The following is a 26,132-nucleotide window of genomic DNA, read 5'->3' on the forward strand; positions in this document are numbered from 1 at the left end:
GCGCTATTGCTTAGCGGAACTTAATCCGTCCCTGTTCAATATCCGTCCTATTTCCCTTGCAGCCTTGCCACCAGCGTTTCGCTTGGCACTTCAGGCCCGCCATTAATACGCTTCAGCGCAAAAAGCGATTCGGGATCACCTTTGACGATTTGACTGATGCCCGATTTGGTCGATAAGGTAGCGCGATACCCCATATCTTTCAAAATTTGCTCCGACAAATGAGAATAGAAGCCGAACGGATACGTAAATACATTCACCGTATTGCCAAGCTGCTCCTCAACCGACTTCGCCATGCCTCCGATATCGGAATGGAGCGCTCTCGCGTAATCCGCGGCAGATTCATTAGACATTTGCAGCACACCGCTGCGGACCTTAGGATCATCCGGGTTCGATTCATGCATGTCGAAGCTATGGTTCTGGATATCGATGACGCCAGAGTCCTGCATAATCTTCGCCTGTTCCCACGTAAAGTGAGGATAGAACTGCTTGCCCGGAAGACGATGCTCATCGCGTCCGACGGACCAGCCTATAATCGAGATAGTCGCATTGAGACTCAATTCCTTCAAAACCGGATAGCCATACTCATAATTGCTTAAGTATCCGTCATCGAACGTAATGGCGACCGGATTATCCGGAAGTTCCTTCTTCCCATCTACATAGTCAATCAAATCCGTGATCAGCACCGCGTTGAAGCCAGCCGCCTTGATCGCTTCCATATCGCTCCTGAATTTTGCTGGAGGTGTAATAAGCGAGTTCGGCTCGTACGGATCATCATCGATATGATGATAGACGAGAATTGGAATATCGACAGCATCCTTAGAAGCTGCCGCTGGACGTTCGAATACGGCAGCTGCGTGCTCCGCAACATTATCTTTCGTCGTCAAATGTCCGAAACCGCTTGGCACATATGCATTGTCGTCCTTGAAGATATAACCAAGCATCATGTTGCCAATTGAATTGCGATAATGCATCGTGTCATAGAAGTATCTAGGATCGCCGCTGATTGGCGTGTAGCCGGAGAAGTCCCAGAAGTCCGTCACCTCGGCCAGCTTGGTCCAGTATTCCTTCAGATCCTCCATATCATAGCTGAGCAGCTCCTGCTCGGAGGTTGCTCCCGTAATGAGCCGGAACGTCGCGCCATGCGACTCCGCATAAGCCTTCATTCGCGCAAGCGCCTCAACGTTCTTGTCGAGAGCCGAAGCTTCAAGCTTGCCAAACGGCGCGAAGGCCGCCTTGTTCGCTTGCATGTAGGCTTCCAAGTCGTCGACCTTCTCGGCGTCCCGCTTCACTTTATTGTAGACGCCTGTCTCCGGTATGAATTGCGAGTATTCGAACGAATCGACCGCCCGCTTGGCATAGCCCTGAAGCTTGTCATAGCCGTAAGAGGGATTGAGCTTCAAATAATCCAGATAAAATGAGAATTTAGAATCGCCCGATACCTTGGCATGGAGCGATTGCTTGAAGTCTGTCGCCTTCTCGTTGAAGTGGCTGATTTCCTGCAAGCTCATATGTACGACGATATTTTTGGGCTTGTATTCATCCATCAAGTAATAGAGCGTCTTCTCGTAATCATGAAAATCGCCGCCGTACATTAGCATGCTGTAGAAGCTGGCATCGTCGCCATAGTATTTGTTCAACAGCTCGGGCGAGATCGAGCTTGACTTAGAGCCGCCGATAATATACGAATTATAGCGTTCATGATACTGATCCAGGTAGCCGATCTTGGCTACGCGCGGATTGTTGACCATATTGTAGGAATGCCACTTCAACACCTTGTCGCCGAAAACGCCGAAAGGGTCAACGACAACATTGAAGCCTGCCACCACCGCTGCTGCAAGACCCAGCGAAGCGACAAACGCGATCAACCATTTGCGCAAACTCATTGCGTCACCTCAAAATTGGAAATATAAGAAATTAGATACCGATGTCATCTGAGCCAGCGAGATGCCCAGCAACAGCGCAGCCGCCACCGCGTAGCGAATGTTTGGCTTGAAGTCTTGCGCCATCTGCGTTGAATTTTTGCCGAAGAACGAGATGGCCATGCCGACAAACAACAACGCGATTGTATAAGCATTGTAAGCGCCAAAACTTACGATCTTAGTCAGCGCAGCAGACATATCCATGCCAGCGAAATCATGCACGCTGAACATCTTGCGAATGACCGTCCACGCCTCGCCCATCGTATCAGACACGAACAGAATTCGAGTTCCGACTACTCCTGCGAACGTCAGCGTCCAGGCCAGGAAGAAAGGCAGCTTCCACTTGTTCCGGTACATGAAATGCGCCATACAGACAAATATGCCGTTAATAATGCCCCACACAATAAATTGCCAGCCTGCGCCATGCCAGAAGCCCGACACGAAGAAGGTCATCATGACAGCGAAGTAAAAGTTGAAGCTCCCGCTCCCCTTGCGGTAGAAGCTGCGGAAGATATAGTCGGACAGAAACTTCGACAACGTCATATGCCATCTCTGCCAATACTCGCGGAAGTTCCGCGCCTTGTATGGCGAATTGAAGTTATGCGGCAGCCTAATATTGAATAGCAGCGCAAGTCCCAGCGCCATGTCCGCATAGCCGGATAAATCAAAATAATAGGAGATCGTATAACCGACCGACGCCAGCCATGCCGAGAGTGTATCGCCTGCTCCGACATTCGCGTAGAAGGCTGAGGCATAGCTTGTTATGGGATCTGCCAGCATAATCTTTTTGGCACAACCGATGGAGAATAGGAATATGCCCAGCATCATATTGGCCGAATTGATGCGCCGCATCGCCTTATCCTGGTATTGCGGGATGACATCGGCATGATGCACGATCGGGCCAACGATCAATTGCGGGAAAAACGTAATGAACAATAGGAAATCCACGATTGGCGTTTTCTTGGTCAGTCCTTTATAACAATCGACCAGATAGGCAATCAGTTGGAACGTGTAGAACGAAATCCCGAGCGGCAAAATAATTTCCAGCAGCGGGAAGGCTTGTCCGGTCAAATGATTGACATTTTCAATCGCGAAATTCGCATATTTGTAGTAACCCAGAAAGGCAACATTAAGCAATAAGCCGATCGTAAGCAGAAGCCGCTTCGACCAATTCGATCTTCTTTTGCCCGCCTTCACGATCAGGTTGCCGATCGCAAAGTTAACCAAGATGTCGAGCATGAACAGCACGACAAAATTTCCACTGCCTTGCGCATAGAAGTAGATGGATGCGATAACGAGCCATAGCTTCGCAACATTCGGCTCCTTCACATACGTCAGCAATCGGTAACCGAGGAAGGTTATCGGCAGAAAAATGAATATAAATGTATAAGTTGAAAAAATCAACGTGGCAACCTTCTTTCAATAGATGCGTGTCGGTAATCGACTGAAGCGTTCCCTATACTTGCTCTACAGCTTTTTGATCATGCGAATATGCGGTATGCCTTCCTCCATGAACACATCGGAATCCGCGCTATATCCCTGCTTCTCGTAGAATCCTGCAGCTTGAGTCTGAGCATGAAGCTTCGCCTTGGTCAAGTCGGCCTCCCTCGCCACTTCTTCAAGCTCCGCCATGATCGCAGCACCGATCTTATGCTTGCGGTACGGAGCTAGCACACATATTCGCTCCAGCTTCGCAACTCCTTCAACGACCCGTATTCGGCCTGCTCCTGCTGCTTTCCCGTTATACTTAACCAGAACATGAATCGCCTCTTCCTCATGCTCGTCAATCTCAGCCTCGGGCGACACGCCTTGTTCATTTACGAATACTTCCATACGGATGCGGTAAGCCTCATCTAGCTGTTCTTTCGATTCTACTCTTTCACTTGTAAGCATGGCTCTCCGCCACTCCCTTCAACATCATCTTATCCATTATAATGCTATCTACCCAAATTGCCAAAATCGTTCAAAAATCGTCGTTTCTCCTCCATGCATTCCTTGATTGAAGTAAACCCATAATAGACATATAATGTCTTGTGATAGCACTTAAAGTCGGGTTATGGAGGGTCAATCATTTTATGGGCAATTTTTGGACGCTGGTCAAAAAAGGCAATACATCATCCGCTACAGCAGCAATTGGCAATACCGGGTTAGCCATCATTAAGGCCATCGGAGCGTCCATCAGCGGCAGCGGCACCATGTTCGCCTCCGCCATGCATTCCGTCGCGGATGCAGTGAACCAAGGGTTCGTCTTCTTCGGCAGCGTGCTCGCCGAACGACAGCCGACCAAGCGATTCCCGACAGGCTTCGGCCGGGTCGTAAATCTCTTCTGTATGATCGCTGTCATCGTGGTAACGATTATGGCATATGAGACCTTCCACAAAGGGCTTAAGCTGATCAAGCATCCTGAGGAAGCCTCAAGCTTTTGGCTGAACTTTATTATTCTACTCGTTGCTATCATCATTGACGGTTCCATTCTAATCAAAGCGATGAAGGAAATCGTCAAGGAAACACGCAGCGGAGCCACAGGCTTAGGCATTCTGCCCTCTGCCATCCGCAATGCGGGCAGAGCTGCGCCGCCAACCCGGCTCGTATTCTATGAAGATGTTGTAGCTACGCTGGGCGCCTTATTCGCTCTTGTCGCCATCATACTTGCCGAATATTCCAGCTTCAAGCTGATGGACGGCATTGCCACCATCCTGATTGCCTGTCTCATGATCGGCGTTGCCTTCAAGGTTGGCTACGACAATATGGTAGGCCTCATTGGCGTAGCGGCACCGAAGGACGTCGAGGAACGCATCGGAGCTATCATTTTGGAAAATCCTGACGTTGCGGATATCGGTAAGCTGCGAATTGTCCAAGAAGGACGAAGCTACCATGTGGAAGCCTATGTCGAGCTTCACAAAGGCTTCTCCCTTGCGGAAGCGACCGAAATCAATCACCGCATACGCGCCAAGCTTCTGGGAGATCCGGATATAGCAGACGTTACACTTGGCATCATGGACGACAATGGCGTTATATCCTGGAAGCGCCCATAGCCCTCTGATTCGCCTTCTTCTCACATTCAGGTCCCTTCCTAACTGTATCCATCCATTGTATGATAGGGTTCAGTAACCACTAGATCCTATGTAAGATAATCCCGGAGGAGATGCAACCTGAACCTGATGAAATGGCTGAAGTGGATTCCTCTCCCTGTTCTGATCGGCATTGCGGCGGGATCAGCTTCCGCCCTGTTTATCGCTAGCCTGGATAGCGTTACACTGCTGCAGACGAAACACCCATGGCTCTTATGGCTGCTGCCGCTCGGAGGCGCCGCCGTAAGCCTTATCTATATGAAATTCGGCAATGAGGCCGGACGCGGCACCAATCTGGTATTGGAGCAAGTGCATAGCGGCAGTGGCCACGTTCCTCTTCGAATGGCTCCGCTTGTCCTGATCGGCACGCTAATGACACATCTTTTCGGAGGCTCGGCAGGACGCGAAGGAACTGCCGTTCAGATGAGCGGCAGTCTCTCCTCGGCTATCGGCCGCAAGCTTGGTCTCACCGAATCAGAGCGCAGAAGGATGGTCTTATGCGGCATCGGGGCAGGCTTCGGCTCGGTCTTCGGAACCCCGATTGCCGGTGCCCTCTTCGGACTTGAAGCCAGTGCCCGAGGTTCCATGCGCTATGAAGCGCTGCTGCCGTGTCTGATAGCCAGCTTTACCGGTCACTGGGTGACGCTTGCATGGGGAATCACGCATAGCCATTATGCAATCGGCGTAATTCCCGAGCTTAGTTGGCTTGCGGTGCTCAAGGTGGCAGCAGCCGCAATTGCTTTCGGCTTGATCTCTTCTCTGTTCGTCCAGCTTACGGCCGGACTCAAAAGTCTGTTTGCACGCGGCTTCAAACATCCCGTCCTTCGCAGCTTCGTGGGCGGCACTGTCATTATTGCCCTCGTCTACGGATTAGGGAGCCGCGATTATCTTGGATTAGGCCTTCCTCTTATGGAAGAAGCATTTGCCGGTGATGGAACTCCGCTTGCGTTCCTATGGAAAACCTTATTCACATCCGTGACGCTCGGGTCCGGCTTTATAGGCGGTGAAGTGACCCCTTTATTCGTTATCGGCTCATCGCTCGGCAGCGTATTATCCGCAAGCTTGGCTATGCCGGCCTCGTTCCTTGCCGCATTAGGCCTCGCATCCGTATTCGGCGCAGCCTCCAAAACTCCCATCGCCTGTACCATTCTCGGTCTAGAGTTATTCGGCATGGAGGGTGCGCTTTATCTATTGCTCGCATGCTTTATTAGTGCCGCTGTATCGGGCCGCACAGGCATCTACGAAGCAGACGTCCGCGCCTATGCGCCGAAGCGTTGACGATATCCGCATTTTCGGCACAGCTCTTCGACGGCTTCCCTGCGGGAGAAGCCGTCGTACAAGTTGTTTGCCCGCTCACCCTCGATAATATCTGCAAAGGGCTGTTCGTGAATATTGCCCAGATCGATGACACCCTCCCCATCCAGACAGCAAGGAATAACGGTTCCGTCAATCAAAACTCCTGCTTGATTGCGGAGCGCATGACAGAACCCTCTGCCATCGTCCTCTGGTTCCCTCAGATCGGGCCATTTGAACTCCGGGTCCTGGTTCAAGTAAATCCGGTCCGCGATCTTCACACCCGTACCCGGCTTGAACTTCTCCTCGATACGATAATCGAGCGAATATGCCTCCTCGATCATGCCAAGAAGCTCTCTGTTTTTATCTTCTTGCTTATTAATTTCATTGTTCATATCCAGGTTCCATAACCGGTAGGACACGATCACATCGCTGGACTCATTCGCTTCCTTGACGAAAGCAAGAATGTCGGCCAAATACCCCGCTTTGTCTTCCGAGCCAGGATGCCCGTCGAAGCTGTGAAGCGAGAAGTTGAGTTGGCGCAGAGCAGGTTTATTCAACAGCTTTGCTTTATTTTTTGTAATTAATGTTCCGTTTGTCGTAATGTTGACTTTGAACCCCTTCTCATGGGCAATGTCTAACAGCTTGTCAATCTTGGGATGCAGAAGCGGCTCTCCCTTCACATGGAAGTAGATGTAATCCGTAAACGGCTTAACCTGATCCAGTGTACGAGTGAAATCCTCGACGGACAGAAAGCCTTTCGCTCTTTGGGTTGGCGGGCAAAACGTACAGGATAAATTGCAAATGCTAGTCGTTTCTATATAAAATTTTTTGAACTTTTTCATCCAGTTTCTCTCCATTAATCAACTTTCATTCGACATGCTTTATGGCGTAGAGATGCCGTTTTTTACGAATCGTGACATCACTTCCGGTGTAGGCATTAAACAAGATTGTGCGCCGCCGGACAATCGATGACGGTTTTTTGCTATCCATCCATAGACGGCATTCCGTAAAGGCGCAGGAACAATAATGAGAGCATAGAGCAGACCTCTCCAGCCGCCGAGACCTTTCATTACTCGCAGAGCAGCACCAGAGTTCGTATAGAAGCGGCCGCTCTCGAACAGCACAAAGGAATCCCAATCATCCGTGGGTAATCCTCCTTCTCGAAGCAAGCGCTGCCCGGCAGCGGATTGCAGCGTAGCAAAGGAAAACGTTCGTCTATGATCATGCTTGACCAAATATTTCGTTATATTCTGGCATAGGTGGCATTCGCCATCAATGAATATGATGGTCTCTTTCCCGTCCTGGCTCTGACTATTCAGCTGCGCCATGATTTTATGTCCTCCCAGCTTTGATTATCTTCATCCTATCATATTCATAACAAACTTGCACTTGACCCCTGCCCCGGAGTGTACTATAATCAAACGAAACTTCATGAATAATAGTCTTCTAGGGTTCCGCGGCGCTTAGCCGGTCTGGTCCGAGGGAAGACCCGCGGCTGCAGCCACGGCAACACGGAGGGATAAAAGCCCGGGAGAACATCGACCAGATGCTCCCAGGGCTTTTTTTGTGCCAATTTTAGGAATCAGCCGCCCTCTTAGTTGCAGTGAATGAAGTTTTTATCAAAATCAAAAGATAAAGAAAAGGAGTGGACGTACCATGAAATCGAGCCAAAACAAGTATTGGTTGCTCGTCATCGTAGCGGCTTGTTTTGAAGTGCTGTGGGTGATGGGATTGAAGCATGCCGAGACTATGGCACATTGGGCAGGAACGATTGTCGCTATCATCGTTAGTTTCCTGCTGTTGATCTATACGGCTAAGAAATTGCCGACAAGCACAGCCTATGCCGTATTCGTCGGACTTGGCACAGTCGGCACCGTGCTCGTAGAGATGAGTGTTTTCGGCGAGCCGTTCCGCTGGAGCAAGATCGGGTTAGTAGCCGTACTTCTCGTCGGCATTGTCGGCCTGAAAATGGTCACGCACGGCAACGATGAAGACCATCTTCCAAAGAAAGAAGGTGAGCCTGCATGAGTTGGTTTCTCGTCATTATGGCAGGATTGTTCGAGGTTGTCGGTGTAGCTGGTATTGCTCAATACAACAAAAAAGCATCGCTACAAAGTGCCCTTATGCTTGGCGGCGGTTTCCTGATCAGCTTTATTCTTCTATCCCTTGGCATGAAGGATATGCCTATGGGTACTGCATATGCAGTGTGGACAGGTATTGGCACGGTCGGAAGTGCGCTTGTCGGTATCTTGTTCTTCCGTGAATCCAAAAACTTTCTGCGTATTTTGTTTATCGCATTTGTACTCGGTGCCGTCATCGGTCTGAAACTTATTGGTTAATTGGCCAAATCATCATAAAATCATCAATCGCCCATGCTCCGTTGAAGGAACATGGGCGATTGTATGAAAAGGATTAGAAATCCGATTTCGGTTTGCGAGGCTGCGACTTTGCTTTGTTTTGAACGGGCGGGAGATGCCTCATGCTGCGAAGCATAGGGCCGCTGCAGATCGGGCATTTCTGCTCGGATGCAGCGAATTCATCCCTTACCCATGCTTTACAATCCGCATTTTTGCATTTCCAAATTTTTGTAGGCTTAAGATTATCTTTCGTGTCTGTGCTCGTAGTCAAGAATAACGATCCCTTTCATATATCCAATTTCATCGGATTTCTCTTTTATTTATGTCATTAACTATTTATACAGTAAAATATGTCGGTACCACACAAACCGGTTTAGTCGCTTCCGCTTCATATCCTGTTGCCTGCAAGGTTCCCTGCTCCGCATCCACACTGAACGTCACGATATTATTGGCATCGCGATTGGCGACAAGCAGAAACTTCCCATTTGGCGTCAAGGAGAAATGCCTTGGATGTCCCCCGCCCGAATGAATATGCTGCAGAAGACTCAAGCTTCCGTTATCCGCATTCACGGCAAATACGACAATGCTGTCATGTCCGCGATTAGAACCATACAGATAACGTCCGTCTTGGGAGATGGCAATTTCGGCTGTACCATTTTCTCCATTATAATCATCAGGAAGCGTGCTGACCGTATCCAGTACTTCCAGCTTGCCCTCAGCCTGATCATATGCTAATGAGGTAATCGTGGAATTCAGCTCATTAATAACAAAAGCAAACTTCCCGCTCGGATGGAACGTCAAGTGGCGGGGCCCTGCTCCACCGTGAAGCCTTATCGTATCATGCAATATCAGCTTCCCATCCTCCGCATCAAGACGATAAGTTGCAATGAGATCAAGTCCCAGGTCTTGTACAAGTAAGAAACGCCCGTCAGGACTGTAGAAGCTGGAATGTGGATGAGGTCTGTCCTGCGACTGGGGATCAACGCTGCTGCCCTCGTGCTGGCGAACATCTGCCAACTCACCGATAATGCCTTCACCCTCAATGCGCAGTAGTCCGATCATCCCTCCATGATAGCTGGTTACGGATAAGAAACGATTGCCTGGATCGCGTTGAATATGACAAGTCGTTCCTGTTACCGTCAAGCGGCGGCTCAGCAGCTCCAGCGTTCCTTCTTGCTCGTCAATGCGGAATGATGCCACTTCTCCTGCTTTCTTACCTTCCTCGCCCACGCCTTCCGATATCGAGTAGAGCAGCTTTCGCTCAGCATCAACATGGACGAACGTCGGATTTTTCAAGCCGGCATAAGAGCCGGTCTCCGTTAATTGCCCGCTCGTCTCATCCAAACGGAATACCCGAAGTCCAAGATCGGATTCTTCAGCGTACGATCCCGAGAATACAAGCAATTGACGTTGTTCAGCAGCCACAACCTATTCCTCCCCAACAAACAGATAATTAATATGGACGGCCGACAGTCGGCCCATTCGCTATATTAAGCCTTGTCCGTGCCGGGAACGCAATACCCGTCAGTGCAAGTCGCACCAGTCCCGTCGTCGCTGACTTGCATAAGTACAGGGTATTTGGCTTCCCACGCTTTATTCAGCGTATCGAGAAATACGGCCGGAGATTGTGCGCCGGACACAGCATACTTCCGGTCAATCACAAAGAACGGCACGCCACGAATACCCAGACGGCTGCCTTCCTCCTCTTGCGCGCGGACGATATCCGCGAACTGATCCGATTCCAGAACCTCTCTAGCCCCCGCTTCATCAAGTCCGGCCTCGACAGCCAGCTCCACCAGACGATCTTTGTTTGACAGATCATCGTTATCGGTAAAGTAAGCCCGGAACAACCGTTCAGCCGTCTCGTAGCCGCGGCCCTGCGCCTCTCCGTACTGTGCAAGACGATGGGTGTCGAATGTGTTCAGCACCAAAGCGCCTTCGAATTTGAATTCGAGCCCGACTTCGGCAGCTTGCTGCTTGACATTTTCACTGGATGCTTTCGCTTGTTCTACGGTCATGCCATACTTCTTCGACAGCATCTCGTACGTGCCCATTCTTGCGGTTGAATCTGTGTGGGGATCAAGCTCGAAGCTTCTAAATTCGATCTCGATATGTTCCTTATGGGCGAACTGAGCTAAAGCCGCCTCGAATTTCCTCTTCCCGATATAACAGAACGGACATACAAAGTCCGACCATATTTCAACTTTCATGTACTTCCACCTCCTGAATGAATGTAACCTTTATTATACCATGTTCCATGGCAATGAACGAATAGCGGCATACAAAAAACATGCCCCGCCATTCCAGTGGCGGAGCATGCTGTCTAGACTGCAAATATATGGCGTCCAATCTTGTCTGTCTGGGTCCGTGTCCAGATCCACGCGGAAGTCGCGGTATCCGGATTAAAGTAATACAGTGCCCCGTTCGTCGGATCATAACCGCGAACCGCGTCGAGTGCCGCCAAGTAAGCTTGCTTGTTCGGCACCAAATAATATTGACCGTCATCCACTGCGGTGAACGCTCTTGGCTGCTCGATGACGCCCTTTACCGTATTCGGGAAGCTTGTGGAAGCCAAACGGTTCATCACAACTGCACCAACAGCAACTTGGCCTACATACGGCTCCCCTCTTGACTCGCCGTAGATAACTCGGGCCATCAGATCAAGCTCATGTTTGTTCACGGACACTTTCTTGAGCATAGCCCATGTCTGGCTGCCTGCTACTCCGTCAGCCGCTAACCCATAGTCCTGCTGGAAACGAACAAGAGAATCCTTTGTTACATGGCCGAAGAACGGCGTAACATCTGTATTAAAGTAACCCAAAACTTTCAAACGATATTGTAAGTCCGGTACATCCGGAGCTGTGCTTCCGTAAGATAATGTTGGCGGTGCGGCTGCATGTGCAGTCGGTGCCGACAAGCCGGTCATGGCTGTAGCCCATAGGGCGAATGCCAACGTCATGACAACGATTTTTTTCTTCATCTTGGAACATGACCTCCTTCATCCATTGCCGCCCAAGCGACTCGTTGTAGTGTAACATAGACGAATTAGGCATGTAATAGAATTCAACTAATTACATATATTTGCTAGATCGCTGAAGTCGGTAATTATGAGCTGTTCCTAAGAGAGTTCTATCGAGAGAGACAGGATAGTTTAATTGCTGGCGCGAATACCTTCCTATAGAGTTTCATGTTAGGGGGAGGCAAGATGGAGTTTATATTTATTAGGCATGGTCATGGAGAACATCTCAACGAATACCCAACTCGGTTAAATACTTTACATCCCCGTCTTACAGAATACGGGAAGTCTCAAGTCTCACAATTACGAGATAAAATAATAGTTAAAAGTGAGGATCTGCTTCTTGTGAGTCCAACCAAACGTACAATTGAGTCCGCAATAATCTTGAAAAATGATATGAACTTCATCATTACACCGCTTGTCGGTCCGAGAATGTTTCCGCAAAATCCTGAATTCCCTTTTCTGGCTTGTGATTATATCCTTTCAAAATCTGAGATTTCAGACCTTTATCGCGACGCAAAAATAATTGATTTTGGTCTGGATTGCTGGGAAGAAGGAATTAACAGGATCGACCAAGATGTCTTTGAAGGATATGCCAAGCAATTACTAGCCTGGATTGGAGATGGATATAACAAAATATTTGTGATTTCACATGACGGTACCATCACGAATTATCGAATGATGCTTGGAGAAAACGGACTGACAAGAAAAGATTTTCTTGGTGAGGCAGGAATATATAAAATGATTTTGTAGTCCTTCTTCGGATTGTCCCCATTCAAGTCCATTGGTACAATAAGCTAAGGATATCGATTTCAAGGAGAAGAGCTATGAATATTATCAAGATAAAGGACCGGCAAGAACTGGACGCCAAGCTTCCAACGATGCCGTGGTACATCGAACAATTTATTAACTATAAATTGCCTGACCTCTCTCCTTCTTCGCTTGTAGAATACATGAGAGATTATGAGACATTTCTGCATTGGCTGATTAGCGAAGGTTTGACCGAAACGACCAATTTAAAAGAAGTGCCTCTGCGAGATTTGGAGACGCTTAAGATGGAGAGCATCGATGCCTATCGCATGTTCCTCTCTACGTATAAGCCTGAGCGGAACAATCGCACGACGATCTCCAGGAAGCTGTCCTCGCTTCGCTCCTTGTTCCATTATTTGAGCCAAATCGCGGAGGACGACGACTTCTACCCTCTGCTCAAGCGCAATGTCATGGCAAAGGTCACGATCAAGCGTACGCACAAGCCAAAGGATACAGCAGCTAAGCTGGAGGGAAAGCTCCTCCAGGAGGAGGAAATCACCGAGTTTCTTGCATATATCAAGCAAGGCTACGGGGTTGAGATTGCCAAAAACAAGCAAGCCTCCTACTCTTACGAACTGAACAAAATTAGAGACGCTTGCATCATCAGCTTTATTCTTCATTCAGGACTTCGTGTCTCGGAGCTGGTCAATCTGAACACCGATGACATCGACCTGAAGAAAAAGCTGTGTTATGTATACCGTAAAGGCAAAAATGACGATGACTTCAAAACCCCCGTCTACTTCCGCAACGATGCGATTGAGGACTTAAATCATTATTTATCGCTTAGGGAAATCCGTTACAAATGTCCAAGGCGGGAAAAGGCGCTTTTTCTAGCGATAGCTAACGGCAATAATGAAGGCTCCCGTATGACCAAGCGGGCTATCCAAGCTATGGTTATCAAATACGCCAAGCGTTTCGGCAAGCCCTATCTATCTGTACATAAGCTGCGGCATTCCTTCGCCACTGATTATTATTTGCAGAACGATATTTATAAAACACAAGAGCAGCTTGGGCATGCTTCTCCCGAAACTACGCAAATTTACGCTCATCTGACAGATAAGACAATGGCTCAGGCCATTGACCGCAGACAAAAAGAAGACAAGTCGGACGATTAGGGCATAGCCCTGGTCCAACTTGTCTTCTTCTATTCGATCGCTTATTCCATTAGACGCCGCTATACTTCCAGATCCTCAGCAGAGATGCCTTCCTCCACCGCAAACTCGAAATCCTCGATATCATATACTTGCACAGGCACTTCCGCCTCAATAAGCTTATCCTGAAACTCGAATTGATCCGACAGCAATGGAATACCCAGCTTGATGCCGGTCAGCAGAAGCTCCGTCTCAATGGGATCAAAGATTTCTCCATACTGTGCGTTATCCAATGCATTCACAACGGTAAAATGAATATCGTCGCTCAACAACAGAGCCGAGCTTTCCCGCCACGGCACCTGCAGCGCCTTCTCAATCTTCTTCCGGTTTAGCGAATCCTCGAAAAAAGCAATCAGTTCTATAATCTTCGACTTCACGTGACCGTCGTCATCGGGATTGTCCATCACCGGGTCCGAACCGTCCCTCATATCGTACAGCTCCGCAATGGAGGAATAGGGAACAACATAATCAACCGGACGACTAGGCACGAGAAGATGTCCATACGTTGCTACCATCACTGCTTCTATTACAAACCGTCGACGCATGCCAATCCCCCTGATTCAATCAATCTGTGTAACGATAAGCTTTCACCATATTATACAATAAACCTTTGCTCGTTCAAGATAGTTATTCGCCAAATTTGCGCACCAACGCCGTCCGAAGTACAATGTGAGTAATCATTGTGCATTTTAGCAGCTGTTCTACAGGGGGATGTATACATGTCTAATCATACAATCGAACATACCATTATTATTGGCGCGGGTCCTTGCGGCCTCGCTGCGGCTATCGAGTTGCAGCGTGAAGGTTTGAGTCCGCTTATTATCGAAAAACGCAACATCGTCCATTCCATTTCGCAATATCCTACATACATGCATTTTTTCAGCTCGCCCGAAAATCTGGAGATTGGCGATATTCCGTTCACTACAGCTAATGACAAGCCATCCCGGCTGGAAGCGCTCAACTATTATCGCATAGCTGCACAGCGCCACAACGTGCGTGTTCAGCCCTATGAGACGATCTTATCGATTGAGCGCGCCCAAGACGGCTTCAAGCTATCCGGCGAAGATCGCTTCGGATCACCGAGAGTGCGGTATGCAAGGCATGTCATCATCGCCACCGGTTACTTTGATCATCCCAATCGGCTAGGCATTCCCGGTGAAGATACGGAAAAGGTCAGTCATTTCTTCCGTGAGGCCCATCCGTATGCAGGTATGGAAGTGGCTATTATCGGAGGCAGCAATTCTGCCATCGATGCTGCACTGGAGCTGGAGCGTGTCGGCGCCAAAGTAACGGTCGTCTATCGCGGAGCGCAATATTCCACTAGCATTAAGCCATGGGTCAGACCCACATTCGAGGGCAAAGTTTCGAAAGGCACCATTGCCATGCGATTCGCATCCAGAATTACCGAAATTGCCGATACTTATGTCGTCGTTCAGCATGAGCATGGCCAAGAGCAGCTAGCCAATGATTTTGTACTGGCCTTGACCGGTTTTCACCCTGATCGCGGCTTCCTAAGCAATGCTGGTGTCACCATCGAGGCTGAAGGTTATCCTACCTTCCATGAGGATACGATGGAGACGAATGTTCCAGGCATTTACCTCGCAGGCGTTGTCGCTTCCAGACATGAGGCTAATGAAATCTTTATCGAGTCTGGCCGATTCCATGGCCGCAAAATTGTTCAGCATATGCGCAGTCAACAAAAATAACGGCGATTTCGCCGTTATTTTTTGTTTTTCTTAGGTTGAAGCTTCGTTCGATACTGCAATACCTGCTCATCGTCAGGCTCTTTATCTCCATAACGGGTATCTTCATATTGTCCGATGAAAGGCTCAATCCATTCCTCGTCGGGTCGTTGCCCCTTCGCCTTGTCCCCGATGTCGGCAGCTGTCTCACGCGGTGTCAGATGCGGCTGAGGCGTATAACCTCGCTTCGTTTCTGCGGTTAACCACGTACGGTACAAGTAACGCACCCGTTCGCGGTTCGTGGCAAGCGTGTTCCATTCATCGCCCCTGCTCCCCTTGGATCCGAACAGGGAGCGAAGCCTGTCCCTCATTCTGTTCCGCATATCGGAGAAGGTCATCAAATTTTCAATCTCATCAACGTATCCTGTATCAGGCTGCACGACTCTCCGCTTCAACAGCTTATTGATCATCGCTATAATTGTCCGGCCGAACTTTTTGATCATCACGATTAGCGAAGCCGTCATAAGAATCACAATAATAATAACAATGAAGATCCCCAAATAGTTCCAGAATGCGAATCCTTCCATATCGACTTCCGGCAACATAAACGGCCCAGGAGACTCTTCCTCTGCCGGCGGTGGCGGTGCAGGCTCTCCTGTTCCGATTAGCGCAAGCAGCCAGCGCAGAATGAAGTGAATAAGGGACTCAATCCCATGCCTGAGCTGAGCAAATGCCATCACAATCCCGAGCAAAGCGATAAGAGCTGCGATCCAAATCCGATTCTGCTTGCGAGTTGCCCGTAAAGCAAGGGATTGTCTATGATCCACGACCTCTTTCGTTACATGCCGCTCGTTCATAATAATAAATAACAAGAAAATAGAGGCGATAATGCCTGTATTCAGAATAAAGGTATAGTCTTTGAGCGGCTGGACCAGCACCATCTTCAGTACCTGTGTCGCAACATAGGCCATTATTCCGGTAACCATATGAATGGTATCGAAACTAATATTCCAACCCAGATTTATGTGCTGGAAGCCTCTATAAGCAAAGAAGATGCCGAACAAGGTAACCGTTACCAATGTGACCGGGGTAAGCCCTGCTCCTGTAAGCAAGACAACGGCTGCGCCATGGGCAAAAACTAATACCAAGACCAGCAGCAAGCTCATCATAAAGCGGATACGCGAATGCGAGCCCAGCATAGCTAGCGGCGCGCAATAAACGATCGGAAGTGTCGCGAGCCACACATTCAAGGTCTGAGACGGCAGTAACAAGATGGTCAGTGTCAACAAGATGGGCAAATAAAACAACAGCTCGATGTATCCTTTCAAGACGATTCTCCAGAGGGATACGCGTGCAGTGCTAGTCATGCGCTTATTCCCTCCCCATCCTGCCGGGATGACTCTGCTGACCTGGTATCCGAGTCAGCCCTTGGAATCTCCCACATCGTCACCGAGTTTCCATTCCCTCGCAGCTCCGCTGAAGCAAGCTCAAGCGCGTCATTCCAATAAGCAGAGAGAATGACAATATCGCAATTCGTATAGCCTAGCGACGCTTCGTACTCCAGCAGCTGGATGAACGTTTCCGTCGAAGACAGTTGAAGATTGGCCATAACTTCCAGAAGCAGCAGCATATGCTCATGTCCGCGATTGCCCTCTATTCGAGTGCTGTCAAGGCCGGACTTAACCAACGGCATATTCGTAGCGAGTCCTACCGCCATGCCTTGTCCAATAACTGCGGCAGCTATCCCTGCTGCCCATTCGATTCCACGCTCAATGATCGGCTCATTCGTCACGCTTCTCCACATCAACTCCTTGTCCTCTACGTTTAACAAAATGAGCATATTTCTCTCAGCTGTAAAATCGTAGTGGTGAACCTGCAGCTCTCCCGTTCGCGCACTGGCTTTCCAATTGATTTGTTTCATGGAATCGCCGGGCTGATACTCTCTCGAACCCGCTACGACGAAGGGGTCGGGCACGATAAAGCGCTTGACCGCATATTCGCCTTGCATGCTGCGGGAGGGCAACAGGTGAAACGGCACATCCGCGATCCGAGGATAAACAATTAGCTCATCATTCAGCTGAAGTTGCGTTTGAAGGAGATGAAGGCCAAGGAGGTCTCCGCCTGTTATCGTAACGGAATTGAGCCGGTAGCAGCCTCGCTTGAGCGCTTTAATATGATGCGTTCGGGTCAATCTCTTGTAGCTTCCAAGGCTGAAGAAACTACGATGATTCTGATACAGGCTGCCGCTGCTCACTTCAATGTTTTCCCCTTGACGGAATTGAAGCTGGGCAGGGAGCTGCGACTCCACGCGCAGCCAAGGCACGGGCAGGCTCTTCCGGTTCTCCAACTGCTCCACCAGCTCTATCTCATCGCCGGCGAAACAAGTGTGCTGCTGAAATTTTCTTTGGTAACTGAGCTCGCGGAGTACAAATCGTTTGAACATGCGCCCTTGCCCGTAAATGGCAGCCAAAGCAAACAGGAAAACCCATAAGATGAACATAAGCGCCCTACCTGACGGTGAGACCGGCCTCTGCCGGCACTTCCGTCTGACGGATAATATCCTCCAGCACCTTGTCGGCCTGACCTTGCGTCCTGGCTATGCCGCGCAATGTCAGACGATGGGACAACGCCGGCTTGGCCATTGTTTTAATATCATCAGGCGTGACATAATCCCGTCCGCGCAAGACGGCATGAACCTGGGCTGCCCGAAGCAGCGCCTGGCTGCCGCGGGGACTAACGCCAATGGCGACATCTTCCCTCGTACGTGTTCGTTCAACAAGGGCCAGCAAATAAGCCAAGACGTCATCAGCAATAGCTACAGTCCGATAAGCTTGTCGTGCTGCCGCAAGCTCCTCTGCTCCAGCGATAGGCTCAAGCGTCTCCAGCGGATCATGCTCCTTGAATCGCTTCAGCAACCGCAACCCCTCTTCTGTCGTCGGATATCCCATCTTCACTTTGAACAAGAATCGGTCGAGCTGCGCTTCCGGCAATGCGAACGTACCCTGATGCTCGATCGGGTTCTGAGTCGCAATGACCATGAACGGCAGGCTGAGCGGCATCGTCTCGCCATCGATACTTACTTGACGCTCCTCCATGCATTCCAGCAGGCTGGACTGCGTGCGAGGCGTAGCCCGGTTAATCTCATCCGCGAGCAGCAGATTCGTAAATAAGGGACCGGGACGGAACTGAAACTCACCTTGCTTCTGATTGTAGTAGTTAATGCCGCTTAAGTCGGAAGGCAATAAATCAGGCGTAAACTGCACACGCTTGAAGGCAAGCGATAGCGACTTCGCGAACGACTTGGCAAGAACTGTCTTGCCTGTTCCTGGCACATCCTCCAACAGTACATGACCGGATGTAAGCAAGCCGATAAATAAAAGCTCGACGACCTCTTCCTTGCCAATAATCACTTCGCTGACGTTTTGCTTGATACCCTCTGCCAATTGTCTAATCGCTTGCAAAGACATAGCTACAACTCCTTATGTATTGAGTTTAGTTTGACGATGCACGGCTTCGCTGCAGCCGTTGAAGATCGCTCCAGCGAATAAGCTTGATCCCCTGCTCCTCAATCGTCTTGCGCACATCCGCATCGCGGAAAATCTGGAGCTCCATACCGCGCTTCACTGGTTCACGGTGAAAGGCGTTCAGCTCATCCGTAAGATGAGACGGATGGATAATCACTTCCGTGACGCCCGGCTTCAAGGTGGTCAGCAATTGCTGCATATCGGACTTAAAGGATGCGAACGTCTCGCCCTTTTGGAGTTGGAACGACAGACCTAACAAATAATCCAATATAACGACGCCTTTGGAATCAGCAAGCGCAGCGATCGCGCGAGCCTGCGCCTCCAGCTCTGGCGGCGCAATGCCTCCGCTCTCCACCTGTACGTATCGCGGCAGTCGGAAGGGCAAGCCATAGGCAGCGCAGATATCCAGTACTTCTGGCATAAAGTGCTTGCCCGTCTGCAACCCGTAAAGGCTGCCCATATGATTGTCGGCATGCGATGGCGATACACCCAGCTTTATCGCCTTCTCGATCTGATGGATCAGCTCTTGCTTCACTTGTGAAGACTCCGCATGCTCCTCGAAGCTGCGAACGTCTGGATGAAAGTAACCTTCGTCTGTCGTCAGAGACGAGACATCTCCGTTTTGCGTGACGGGTCCCCAGCTGTAGGGCTCCCATTCGCTCGTAAGGGTTAAATGTACTCCCACATCGAACTGGGGGTGAGCCGCACTCCAATGTGCAGCCTCTCTTGCCCATCCGCAAGGCATCATGATCGTAGCGGAGCTGATTACACCCTCGGTCAACAATTGCTGTACAGCCGTATTAACCGAGTGACATACGCCATAATCGTCTGCATTAATAAGTAGAAGTCGGTCATCCGCACCATATCCAAGGTCTTGTGCCAAACTCATTGTAAATTCCTCCATCTGATTATTTAATGGGATTTATCATTAGCATTATTCAGCCAGCTTATGGAGTCTGGCAGTCAGTTGATCACGCCAGCTTGCTGCCAGCTCTTCTACTTCAAGAAGCGACTCTATCGCGCGCTTATTGGTCTTCTCCTTGTACATGACACGATTGGCCTCGGCGATCGTAAACTTCGCTTTGTGCAGCTCATGGATAACGAAGGAATCCCCTGTTTTTACCGTGCCTTCCTGCAGCACCCGAAAGTAAAAGCCCGTATACCCCGTCTGCTGCGCCAATGCAGGCAGCTCAGGCCATTCATTGCGTAATCCCAGCTTGTAGCAAGGCTGTCTAGGCTGACTGATCTGCAGCACCGTATCGCCTATACCGATAATATCGCCAATAGAAAGTTGCTCCTCCGTCCAGTGGGTCATCGAAAAATTTTCCCCGAATGCCCCGTTTGGGATCGGCCGGCCGCGTTGCTCCGACCAATACGGATATCGCTTAACAAAGTACGCGCAAATAGCTTTGTCAGCGCCTCCATGGTGAATCGTATCCCCTTGTCCATCGCCATCTATGCCTAGAAAACGGACTTGATGCGGTTCTTCAGAAGCCGATTTAAATATACCGCTGAGCACTTGCTTGGCTCCATGCTGGAGCAATTGGGGCCGGCCGACTTGCAGCGATGCCAGAGAGGCCGTAATGTCTGCGTTCATGACGACTGCTCCTCTTTTCTATTAGTCTCGTATCTCTACTATATAAGATGAACCTTTGATTTTCCTTTGAAAACTACTCGATTATTACCAGTATGCAGCCCAAACCTCTTACGGTTTGGATATATTGATCGGTATGCCATGAAGACAGCTTCTTCCGAAAATAATGGACATAGAACTCAACGATGCCATTTCCCGCTTTCGAATCGAGTCCCCCAAATTCGGTCATATATAAATCGAAAAAACCAGGATAAGGCGGTGGACGGGATGGAGAACAAGGATGCCCTGACTGAAGTGGAAGAACGACTGAGGTCGACGAAGGATCGTCGAATGTACGGGCAATTGCAGACGGTTCGACTGCGACTGCGCATCATGGGAACACCCGTTAAGGAGACAGCCGGGATCCTTTGCCGTTCCGAGAAAACGATTCGCAGTTACATCCGCACTTATGAAACTGAGAGGCTAACCGCTCTTCACATGCGCTTCTCTCCCCAACGTTCCACGCGACTGACGCCGGAACAACGAGAGAAGCTGAAGCAAGTCATTGTCAATCAGGTGCCCGCGGAAGTGGGGTTCACTGCCAAATTCAATTGGACGCTGCAACTCATCGCCGACTACATCGAACGTACCTATGGACATCGCTACTCACTACGTGGGGTGTCGAAGGTCATGAAGCGTATGAATTTGAGCTTCGACGAAACATTCCCCGCGCTAAAAAGGGTTGAAACGGGTGAAATTGCTCCTCTTTTGTTGAAGATGAAAGTATGATTCGGGACTATCAAACGCTACAGCGAACCTGGTTTGAGAAAGGAGGGCAACGAATCATTCAAACAAATGGCAAACATCGCAGCGTAAAGTTGCTGGAACCGTTTCTAAACGAGAATAAGCGGCTTACCTTCGTCTTCCTTCCACCGTACAGTCCACAGCTGAAAGTTGATGAGTGAATAATGTTTTCTACCACACAGTAGCCGAGTTTCGCAGAAAAGTCTCCTCTTTCATGAACGCAGTGATGCAACAACCTCAGATTGTCATTAACCGACTCTAGGTCCGAATGGAATCTGATCACGTAATGGAAACTCTTTAATTCAACATATATAGTTATTATAAACTTCGCAGGGAGAAGTTGACAACGAAAACTAGTGCCATTAATGATTAATGACACTAGTTTGTGAAAAACTTCTGCACACCAGCCTTTCGACACGTTCTCCCGTTGACGTAACTGCCGCTGTCGAAACCGTTTAGTTTCTGTCCGTTATTGCGCTTCCCCGGGAAATGATGAGCCGGAAATGATTCATTTCCCTGCCTGCTGAATCCTATTTCCCTGTCCTTTCAGCTTCCTCTACCCGTACTTGTTTGCCAGCGCGACCACGCATAGCTAAGCACCAACAGCAACCCAAGTCCAATAGCGGCGATTGCCGCCTCCCATGCAAGAAAGGCCACCGCCATTCCACAGCACAGCATTAACCACCCGAAAGCAATCGCATTGACGGTCCCGCTCCACTCCCCAAGATGCCAAGGCGCATCCCGCCAAATGCCTTCCTTCTCCCCGCGCGCACTTCCATACCTGACTTGCCTTCGCCCGCGTGATACCCATAATCTTAACCCGATTGGAATCGCATACGCCGTATGCAAGAAAACGATAGCCGCAGCCAGCAATCCAATGAACATGTCGTTCCTCCACCACAACTGAGCGCATCCCAGCAGCAACAGCGCCGTTGCTGCAACAGCCCAACTGCTATGCGAAGTAATCCGGCCTCTAGCCGTAACGCGTCCAATCCACTTGCTGAAGGGCACTGACTCATCCCTCGCCAAGCTGAACACGGTCCGTGCGCATACCGACATAGATTGCAGACCGCTTATCCACAACGAAGCGACGATCAGCACAGCGATCAACCAGGAGCCGCCAAAGCCTGCCATTGCCGTCCCCGTGAACCATTCTAAATTTGCAACGCCAGACGCTCGCATAGATGAAGGTCCCAGAGTACCCGTACCGTAGGAATACGCGACAGCCAACGATACGATGGTTAGCATGACGAGAGCGGCTACATACGTATATGCAGTGGACAAATAGATCGCCCAAGGCACACGTACTCGCGGCTCAATGGTTTCCTCTGCACCTGCTGAGGCTCCATCCATACCGAGAAATAGCTTCATCAGCAGCAATAAGCCTACGATATAGGATTCCGGGCGGATATGTGCCGCAAAGCCGGCCGAATCGAATTGATACAGAACCGCCGCGGAATAGGAATCCGGCCATAACAGCCAAACCATTGAACCGACGACAATACCGCCCACAAGCAATTGCAGCCAGATTCCCGCTCCATGCAGCCATCCAAGCCATGCGGCACCCCATTGATGAAAGATTCCTTGCGATACCGCGATGATCACTGCCAGACTCATGAAGCTGAGTGCCGAAGGCGTATAGCCAAAGTGCCAAGACGCGACGCTGTCGGCCAAGTAGGCGCACCCGCCTATTAAGAGCGCCAGCAATGTCACATGACCAGCCAAATGAAACCAACCGGCTCGTCTCCCCCATCTCGCACCTCCAAGCACAATAGAAGCATGCGACAGACTTCCGGCTGTCGGCATAGCTGAAGCAATCTCCGCCAAGCTGCTGCTTACGCATATATAGAATAGCGCCAGAATGGGCAAACCGAATCCAATGATGGACAGTCCCCCCTGCCCTACTGCCGGTCCGTACCAGAGAGCCGTGCTTCCGATCAATGCCATCGTGCCGAACGATAATCCAGCCGTCTGCCAGCTGCTTCTGTCCCTTTGCAGCGGATGAGTCAGGCCGAATTGGTACAGGTCTTGCCTGTCCTGCATGGATTGCGTCTCCTTGCCGTAGCGCAGCATGCTCTGATACCTGCTAGTCCGATATCCAATACTGGCCTTATAGGCCAAACCGATCATAAGCGCGCATACAGCGGCAGCGAGCAGCAACCCGATATAAGCGGCAACCATGTCCCCACCTCCCTATCCTACTCTATGTTTGGTTGGATGGGGCCATGCAAGGGTATTGGAATCACGCAAAAAGAACCCCTGCCCGCATAAAGCGAGTCAAAGGTTCTCCTCAGCCAATCTCCCGATGTTGGACACCGCCGGCCATGTCCCGAACAGCTTGTTTCACATGAAGCAGGTCAAACGGTTTATCGAGCAGACAATGAAAGCCAAGCCTACTAGCTTCCGTCATCATGTCCGCATCGGCAAAAGCCGTCATTAGCGCAACCGGCGTGAGGTTATTGGTGGCTCTAATTTCTCTGAGCACGTCAATGCCGCTCCTATCAGGCAGCCGAATATCCAGCAAGACACAATCCGGCTTTTCGCTCAGCCACTTGGCAATCGCCTCGCTCCCCGATGAAGCCTGAAGCACTTGGTAGCCTTCCTCCTGCAGCATCTCGGCCATCAGCCCCCGCAAGGCGTTCCCGTCATCCACAATGAGGACAAGCGGCTGCCCACGCATGGATACTGACTCGGGTTGTCCATCAAATAGCGGCGCCATTCGGCCGGAGCTGCTTGTCTGCTGAGCGGATGGTTCAGAATGCGCAGCCGAACCGTTCTCCACCTCGCGTGACGATCCCCGCGCATCCCGTTTTGCCCGAATGAACGCTCCTGCAAGCACCAACAGGGCTATAGCTGCTGCAAGCCAATACGTAACAATCATAGTCTACTCCCTAATGTTAGTCATTTGCGAGCATGGGACCAAGCGGCCCTTCTTCATTAATGATATCTTGAAGTGCATATACCGATATCGGAAAATATAGAAAACCGTAAACGTAAGCGGCCAGCTCATATAACCCAAAATAAATGACAAGCGACCGGTCCGCCACATAGAAGGGTTGATCCGGCGCAATACTTTTGAACGGCTCCAGTGTCGGAATGTTCCGTTCTGCAATCCCCTTGACGACAAATGCGTTAATCCGAGCCACATAATCGCTGCCAGGCTTGAACAGCTCGCTCAGACTGTATAACTTGCCGGTCGAAGCTCTAAACGTCAACGATTTCTGAAGCGTCATGCCATGGGCGCCTCCCGTATACGCGTAATTGTACAGCGAGAGGCTGAGCACGTCCTTTTCGTTTGTTTTCACTTCAAAATAACCGATCATCTCTGCGCGAGGGTCCTCCAAGCTTCCCTGGCTGTTGACCAACTGCTGTACAGACTCCAGGATCACTTGATTCATCTTGGCATCCGCTTGAGCATTCGTACCGCCGCTTATATAGGGAATGGACAAGTCTGCCTTTGGAAATGATGCCTTGGCCGTTTGTACAACGAGAGGCGTTTGAGGAGCCATACCGTCTCACCATCCTGTTCGCAAGATGGTTCATTGTATGCGATCAAGCGCTCGGACCATTACAGCTGCATTTTCTCTCGTTCCGTCAAGCGTCTGCCGTACACATCCACCACTAGGTTGCCTTTGTTCAGTCCCAGTATGCGGTCCGCATAACGCTCTGCCCAATCGCCCTGATGCAGAACAGCGATGACGATAATCCCCTCTTTCTTGCATAAATCCTTCAATTCGCTTAATACTGCATCCGCAGCATGCGGGTCAAGTCCTGACACCGGCTCGTCCGCTACAATGACTTTTGCCCCGTGGACGAGCGCTCTGGCGATCGCCATACGCTGGCGTTCTCCGCCGCTCAAGTGCTTGGCAGGCATTTTCGCCTTATCAAGCAAGCCGCGCTTTTCAATCATGTCCATCGCACCCATATAATCGTCGCTGCGAACCATGCCCGTCCATCTGCGCCATGCAGGCGTCTGGCTTACGGAGCCAATAATGACGTTTTTCAAGCCGCTTTTGTCCGGGAAGAGGAATGGCTTCTCCTCCAGGTAGGCAACCTGCTGCTTCACTTTCCATTTGGCAAGGATGCCTTCCTTGAATACATCTTTCCCGTTGAACAGGTATGTACCGGAGCTCCAGCTCTCCTGCAGCGCCAAACATTTCAGCAGCATCGACTTCCCGCTGCCGCTGCTTCCCTTCACGGCGATGAAGTCGCCTTCGTACGCTTCGAAGCTAATATCGTTAAGTACCTTGGGACCACCTGGGATCCGCTTACTCAAACCCTTTATTCTCAACATGTTCCGCACTCCCTCTGCTCGATGCCAGCCTTCTATGAATCTAGTTTAAAGTAAATAAAAAACTCTTTCCACACGAACAAATGTTTGCTATAATGAAAACAAGAACAAATGTTCTGAATATTAGGAATCATATCCTTGAAGGAGGCTAGATCACCATGAAATCCAACTGTGAAAATTTCCGCTTTGTAGAGAGAGGACGCTCCTCCCGCGACTTGACGTTCAAGTTTTATAACGACGGGCGGCTCGTTATTATGGATAACGACTCAGAGGAGGTGATCAGCCCGAGAGACCTCCGCAGCGATAGCCGTGACTTCTATGTTCGCAAGCGAATTGCCTTTATTAAGAACCAACTGGCGATGAGCCAGTTGAAATATGCATAATGACGAAGAGGAGAGAGCGGCTATCCATAGCGGCTCTCTCCTCTTTTTTCGTTGCCCTACGGCTGCTTGTCAATTCCGTTCAGGCTGGGAGGGCGTTTCGCATGTTTGTCAGGCTTCGGCGTAATCGCCTCTTCCTTTATGCTCGCTTCGTTCTGCTGATTGCGAATCTTCTCGCTTTTGTTGAATGGCATCCGGATCACCTCCACTTACATTATGCGGAAGCGAGAACCGTCCTATGCCTTTCTTAGCAGGACA

At 50.0% G+C, this 26,132-nt stretch carries 29 protein-coding genes and 1 riboswitch; of the genes, 9 read left to right on the forward strand and 20 right to left on the reverse strand.

Annotated elements, in window-relative coordinates; translation table 11 throughout:
• Nucleotides 1–47: 47 nt before the first annotated feature.
• The 3 genes from DX130_RS08695 to DX130_RS08705 form a co-directional block, all read right to left on the reverse strand.
• Nucleotides 48–1,883: a polysaccharide deacetylase family protein gene (locus tag DX130_RS08695; protein WP_116044427.1), complete on the reverse strand. Its 1,836-nt coding sequence runs from the start codon at nt 1,881–1,883 to the stop codon at nt 48–50.
• Nucleotides 1,884–1,892: 9 nt separating this feature from the next.
• The gene (locus DX130_RS08700) at nt 1,893–3,323 is read right to left on the reverse strand and encodes an MBOAT family O-acyltransferase (RefSeq protein WP_116044428.1); all 1,431 of its coding nucleotides are present in this window, start codon (nt 3,321–3,323) and stop codon (nt 1,893–1,895) included.
• A 63-nt stretch (nt 3,324–3,386) separates the two neighbouring features.
• Entirely contained in the window at nt 3,387–3,812 is a 426-nt protein-coding gene (locus DX130_RS08705; protein ID WP_116044429.1) for a GNAT family N-acetyltransferase, read from the reverse strand.
• 182 nt (nt 3,813–3,994) lie between these two features.
• Here DX130_RS08705 and DX130_RS08710 point away from each other — a divergent pair, with 182 nt between their 5' ends.
• Both DX130_RS08710 and DX130_RS08715 read left to right on the forward strand, forming a co-directional pair.
• On the forward strand, nt 3,995–4,954 hold the full coding sequence (locus tag DX130_RS08710) for a cation diffusion facilitator family transporter (protein WP_116044430.1): 960 nt from the start codon (nt 3,995–3,997) through the stop codon (nt 4,952–4,954).
• A 126-nt stretch (nt 4,955–5,080) separates the two neighbouring features.
• A complete protein-coding gene (locus DX130_RS08715; RefSeq protein ID WP_116044431.1) occupies nt 5,081–6,268 on the forward strand; it encodes a chloride channel protein in 1,188 nt (395 codons plus the stop codon).
• On the opposite strand, the gene DX130_RS08720 is transcribed toward DX130_RS08715, so the two are convergent.
• On the reverse strand, nt 6,250–7,128 hold the full coding sequence (locus DX130_RS08720) for a radical SAM/SPASM domain-containing protein (RefSeq protein WP_116044432.1): 879 nt from the start codon (nt 7,126–7,128) through the stop codon (nt 6,250–6,252). The two genes, DX130_RS08715 and DX130_RS08720, sit on opposite strands and share 19 nt — an antisense overlap.
• A gap of 39 nt (nt 7,129–7,167) precedes the next feature.
• Nucleotides 7,168–7,614 carry a thiol-disulfide oxidoreductase DCC family protein gene (locus DX130_RS08725; protein WP_116044434.1) on the reverse strand — a complete coding sequence of 149 codons (447 nt, stop codon included), beginning with the start codon at nt 7,612–7,614 and terminating at the stop codon, nt 7,168–7,170.
• 107 nt (nt 7,615–7,721) lie between these two features.
• Nucleotides 7,722–7,822: riboswitch (guanidine-I (ykkC/yxkD leader) on the forward strand.
• Between the two features lie 120 nt (nt 7,823–7,942).
• On the opposite strand from DX130_RS08725, the gene DX130_RS08730 reads away from it, so the two are divergent.
• Nucleotides 7,943–8,314 (forward strand): DMT family transporter, encoded by a 372-nt coding sequence (locus DX130_RS08730; RefSeq protein WP_116044436.1) that lies wholly within the window; start codon nt 7,943–7,945, stop codon nt 8,312–8,314.
• Nucleotides 8,311–8,625 (forward strand): DMT family transporter, encoded by a 315-nt coding sequence (locus DX130_RS08735; protein ID WP_116044437.1) that lies wholly within the window; start codon nt 8,311–8,313, stop codon nt 8,623–8,625. Before DX130_RS08730 ends, DX130_RS08735 begins: the two co-directional genes overlap by 4 nt.
• Before the next feature lie 73 nt (nt 8,626–8,698).
• On the opposite strand, the gene DX130_RS08740 is transcribed toward DX130_RS08735, so the two are convergent.
• The 4 genes from DX130_RS08740 to sleB all read right to left on the reverse strand — a co-directional run bounded on the left by DX130_RS08740 (nt 8,699) and on the right by sleB (nt 11,623).
• Nucleotides 8,699–8,914: a cold-inducible protein YdjO-related protein gene (locus DX130_RS08740; RefSeq protein ID WP_116044439.1), complete on the reverse strand. Its 216-nt coding sequence runs from the start codon at nt 8,912–8,914 to the stop codon at nt 8,699–8,701.
• 65 nt (nt 8,915–8,979) lie between these two features.
• Nucleotides 8,980–10,068 carry a lactonase family protein gene (locus tag DX130_RS08745; protein ID WP_116044441.1) on the reverse strand — a complete coding sequence of 363 codons (1,089 nt, stop codon included), beginning with the start codon at nt 10,066–10,068 and terminating at the stop codon, nt 8,980–8,982.
• A gap of 65 nt (nt 10,069–10,133) precedes the next feature.
• Nucleotides 10,134–10,853: a DsbA family oxidoreductase gene (locus tag DX130_RS08750; RefSeq protein WP_116044442.1), complete on the reverse strand. Its 720-nt coding sequence runs from the start codon at nt 10,851–10,853 to the stop codon at nt 10,134–10,136.
• 113 nt (nt 10,854–10,966) lie between these two features.
• Nucleotides 10,967–11,623: a spore cortex-lytic enzyme gene (gene sleB / locus DX130_RS08755; RefSeq protein ID WP_116044444.1), complete on the reverse strand. Its 657-nt coding sequence runs from the start codon at nt 11,621–11,623 to the stop codon at nt 10,967–10,969.
• 225 nt (nt 11,624–11,848) lie between these two features.
• Between sleB and DX130_RS08760 the strand changes: the two genes are divergently transcribed.
• Nucleotides 11,849–12,412 (forward strand): histidine phosphatase family protein, encoded by a 564-nt coding sequence (locus DX130_RS08760; protein ID WP_116044446.1) that lies wholly within the window; start codon nt 11,849–11,851, stop codon nt 12,410–12,412.
• Between the two features lie 74 nt (nt 12,413–12,486).
• Nucleotides 12,487–13,584 carry a tyrosine recombinase XerS gene (gene xerS / locus DX130_RS08765; protein ID WP_116044447.1) on the forward strand — a complete coding sequence of 366 codons (1,098 nt, stop codon included), beginning with the start codon at nt 12,487–12,489 and terminating at the stop codon, nt 13,582–13,584.
• Between the two features lie 59 nt (nt 13,585–13,643).
• Here xerS and DX130_RS08770 read toward each other — a convergent pair whose 3' ends face one another.
• The gene (locus DX130_RS08770) at nt 13,644–14,165 is read right to left on the reverse strand and encodes an ADP-heptose synthase (RefSeq protein WP_116044449.1); all 522 of its coding nucleotides are present in this window, start codon (nt 14,163–14,165) and stop codon (nt 13,644–13,646) included.
• A 174-nt stretch (nt 14,166–14,339) separates the two neighbouring features.
• Here DX130_RS08770 and DX130_RS08775 point away from each other — a divergent pair, with 174 nt between their 5' ends.
• On the forward strand, nt 14,340–15,326 hold the full coding sequence (locus tag DX130_RS08775) for a YpdA family putative bacillithiol disulfide reductase (RefSeq protein ID WP_240644367.1): 987 nt from the start codon (nt 14,340–14,342) through the stop codon (nt 15,324–15,326).
• Nucleotides 15,327–15,340: 14 nt separating this feature from the next.
• Here DX130_RS08775 and DX130_RS08780 read toward each other — a convergent pair whose 3' ends face one another.
• Genes DX130_RS08780 through DX130_RS08800 form a run of 5 tightly spaced genes read right to left on the reverse strand, consistent with a single transcriptional unit; the run spans nt 15,341 to nt 20,423 of the window.
• Nucleotides 15,341–16,669, reverse strand: coding sequence for a DUF4129 domain-containing protein (locus tag DX130_RS08780; RefSeq protein ID WP_116044451.1), 1,329 nt, complete (start codon nt 16,667–16,669; stop codon nt 15,341–15,343).
• A complete protein-coding gene (locus DX130_RS08785; RefSeq protein ID WP_116044452.1) occupies nt 16,666–17,802 on the reverse strand; it encodes a DUF58 domain-containing protein in 1,137 nt (378 codons plus the stop codon). The genes DX130_RS08780 and DX130_RS08785 overlap by 4 nt, the downstream gene beginning before the upstream one ends.
• Nucleotides 17,803–17,809: 7 nt before the next feature.
• Nucleotides 17,810–18,769: an AAA family ATPase gene (locus DX130_RS08790; protein ID WP_116044454.1), complete on the reverse strand. Its 960-nt coding sequence runs from the start codon at nt 18,767–18,769 to the stop codon at nt 17,810–17,812.
• Nucleotides 18,770–18,794: 25 nt separating this feature from the next.
• The gene (locus tag DX130_RS08795) at nt 18,795–19,715 is read right to left on the reverse strand and encodes a polysaccharide deacetylase family protein (protein ID WP_116044456.1); all 921 of its coding nucleotides are present in this window, start codon (nt 19,713–19,715) and stop codon (nt 18,795–18,797) included.
• Nucleotides 19,716–19,760: 45 nt separating this feature from the next.
• Nucleotides 19,761–20,423, reverse strand: a complete 663-nt coding sequence (locus DX130_RS08800) for an MOSC domain-containing protein (protein ID WP_116044457.1) — start codon at nt 20,421–20,423, stop codon at nt 19,761–19,763.
• 264 nt (nt 20,424–20,687) lie between these two features.
• Between DX130_RS08800 and DX130_RS08810 the strand changes: the two genes are divergently transcribed.
• Entirely contained in the window at nt 20,688–21,188 is a 501-nt protein-coding gene (locus tag DX130_RS08810; protein WP_165861204.1) for a helix-turn-helix domain-containing protein, read from the forward strand.
• A gap of 561 nt (nt 21,189–21,749) precedes the next feature.
• Here the strand turns inward: DX130_RS08810 and DX130_RS08820 are convergent.
• From DX130_RS08820 to DX130_RS08835, 4 genes are all read right to left on the reverse strand, one after another.
• Nucleotides 21,750–23,384 carry an amino acid permease gene (locus tag DX130_RS08820; RefSeq protein ID WP_116044463.1) on the reverse strand — a complete coding sequence of 545 codons (1,635 nt, stop codon included), beginning with the start codon at nt 23,382–23,384 and terminating at the stop codon, nt 21,750–21,752.
• A gap of 109 nt (nt 23,385–23,493) precedes the next feature.
• Complete coding sequence (locus DX130_RS08825; RefSeq protein ID WP_116044466.1) at nt 23,494–24,084, reverse strand: response regulator; 591 nt, start codon at nt 24,082–24,084, stop codon at nt 23,494–23,496.
• 16 nt (nt 24,085–24,100) lie between these two features.
• Entirely contained in the window at nt 24,101–24,712 is a 612-nt protein-coding gene (locus tag DX130_RS08830) for a DUF3298 and DUF4163 domain-containing protein (RefSeq protein WP_116044468.1), read from the reverse strand.
• Between the two features lie 59 nt (nt 24,713–24,771).
• On the reverse strand, nt 24,772–25,497 hold the full coding sequence (locus tag DX130_RS08835; RefSeq protein WP_116044470.1) for a phosphonate ABC transporter ATP-binding protein: 726 nt from the start codon (nt 25,495–25,497) through the stop codon (nt 24,772–24,774).
• A gap of 155 nt (nt 25,498–25,652) precedes the next feature.
• On the opposite strand from DX130_RS08835, the gene DX130_RS08840 reads away from it, so the two are divergent.
• Nucleotides 25,653–25,877 (forward strand): hypothetical protein, encoded by a 225-nt coding sequence (locus DX130_RS08840; protein ID WP_116044472.1) that lies wholly within the window; start codon nt 25,653–25,655, stop codon nt 25,875–25,877.
• A gap of 56 nt (nt 25,878–25,933) precedes the next feature.
• On the opposite strand, the gene DX130_RS27205 is transcribed toward DX130_RS08840, so the two are convergent.
• Nucleotides 25,934–26,068, reverse strand: a complete 135-nt coding sequence (locus DX130_RS27205) for a hypothetical protein (protein WP_276310884.1) — start codon at nt 26,066–26,068, stop codon at nt 25,934–25,936.
• Nucleotides 26,069–26,132: the final 64 nt, after the last annotated feature.

The sequence above is a fragment of the Paenibacillus paeoniae genome (assembly GCF_003388735.1).
In the GTDB taxonomy this organism is placed as follows: domain Bacteria; phylum Bacillota; class Bacilli; order Paenibacillales; family Paenibacillaceae; genus Pristimantibacillus; species Pristimantibacillus paeoniae.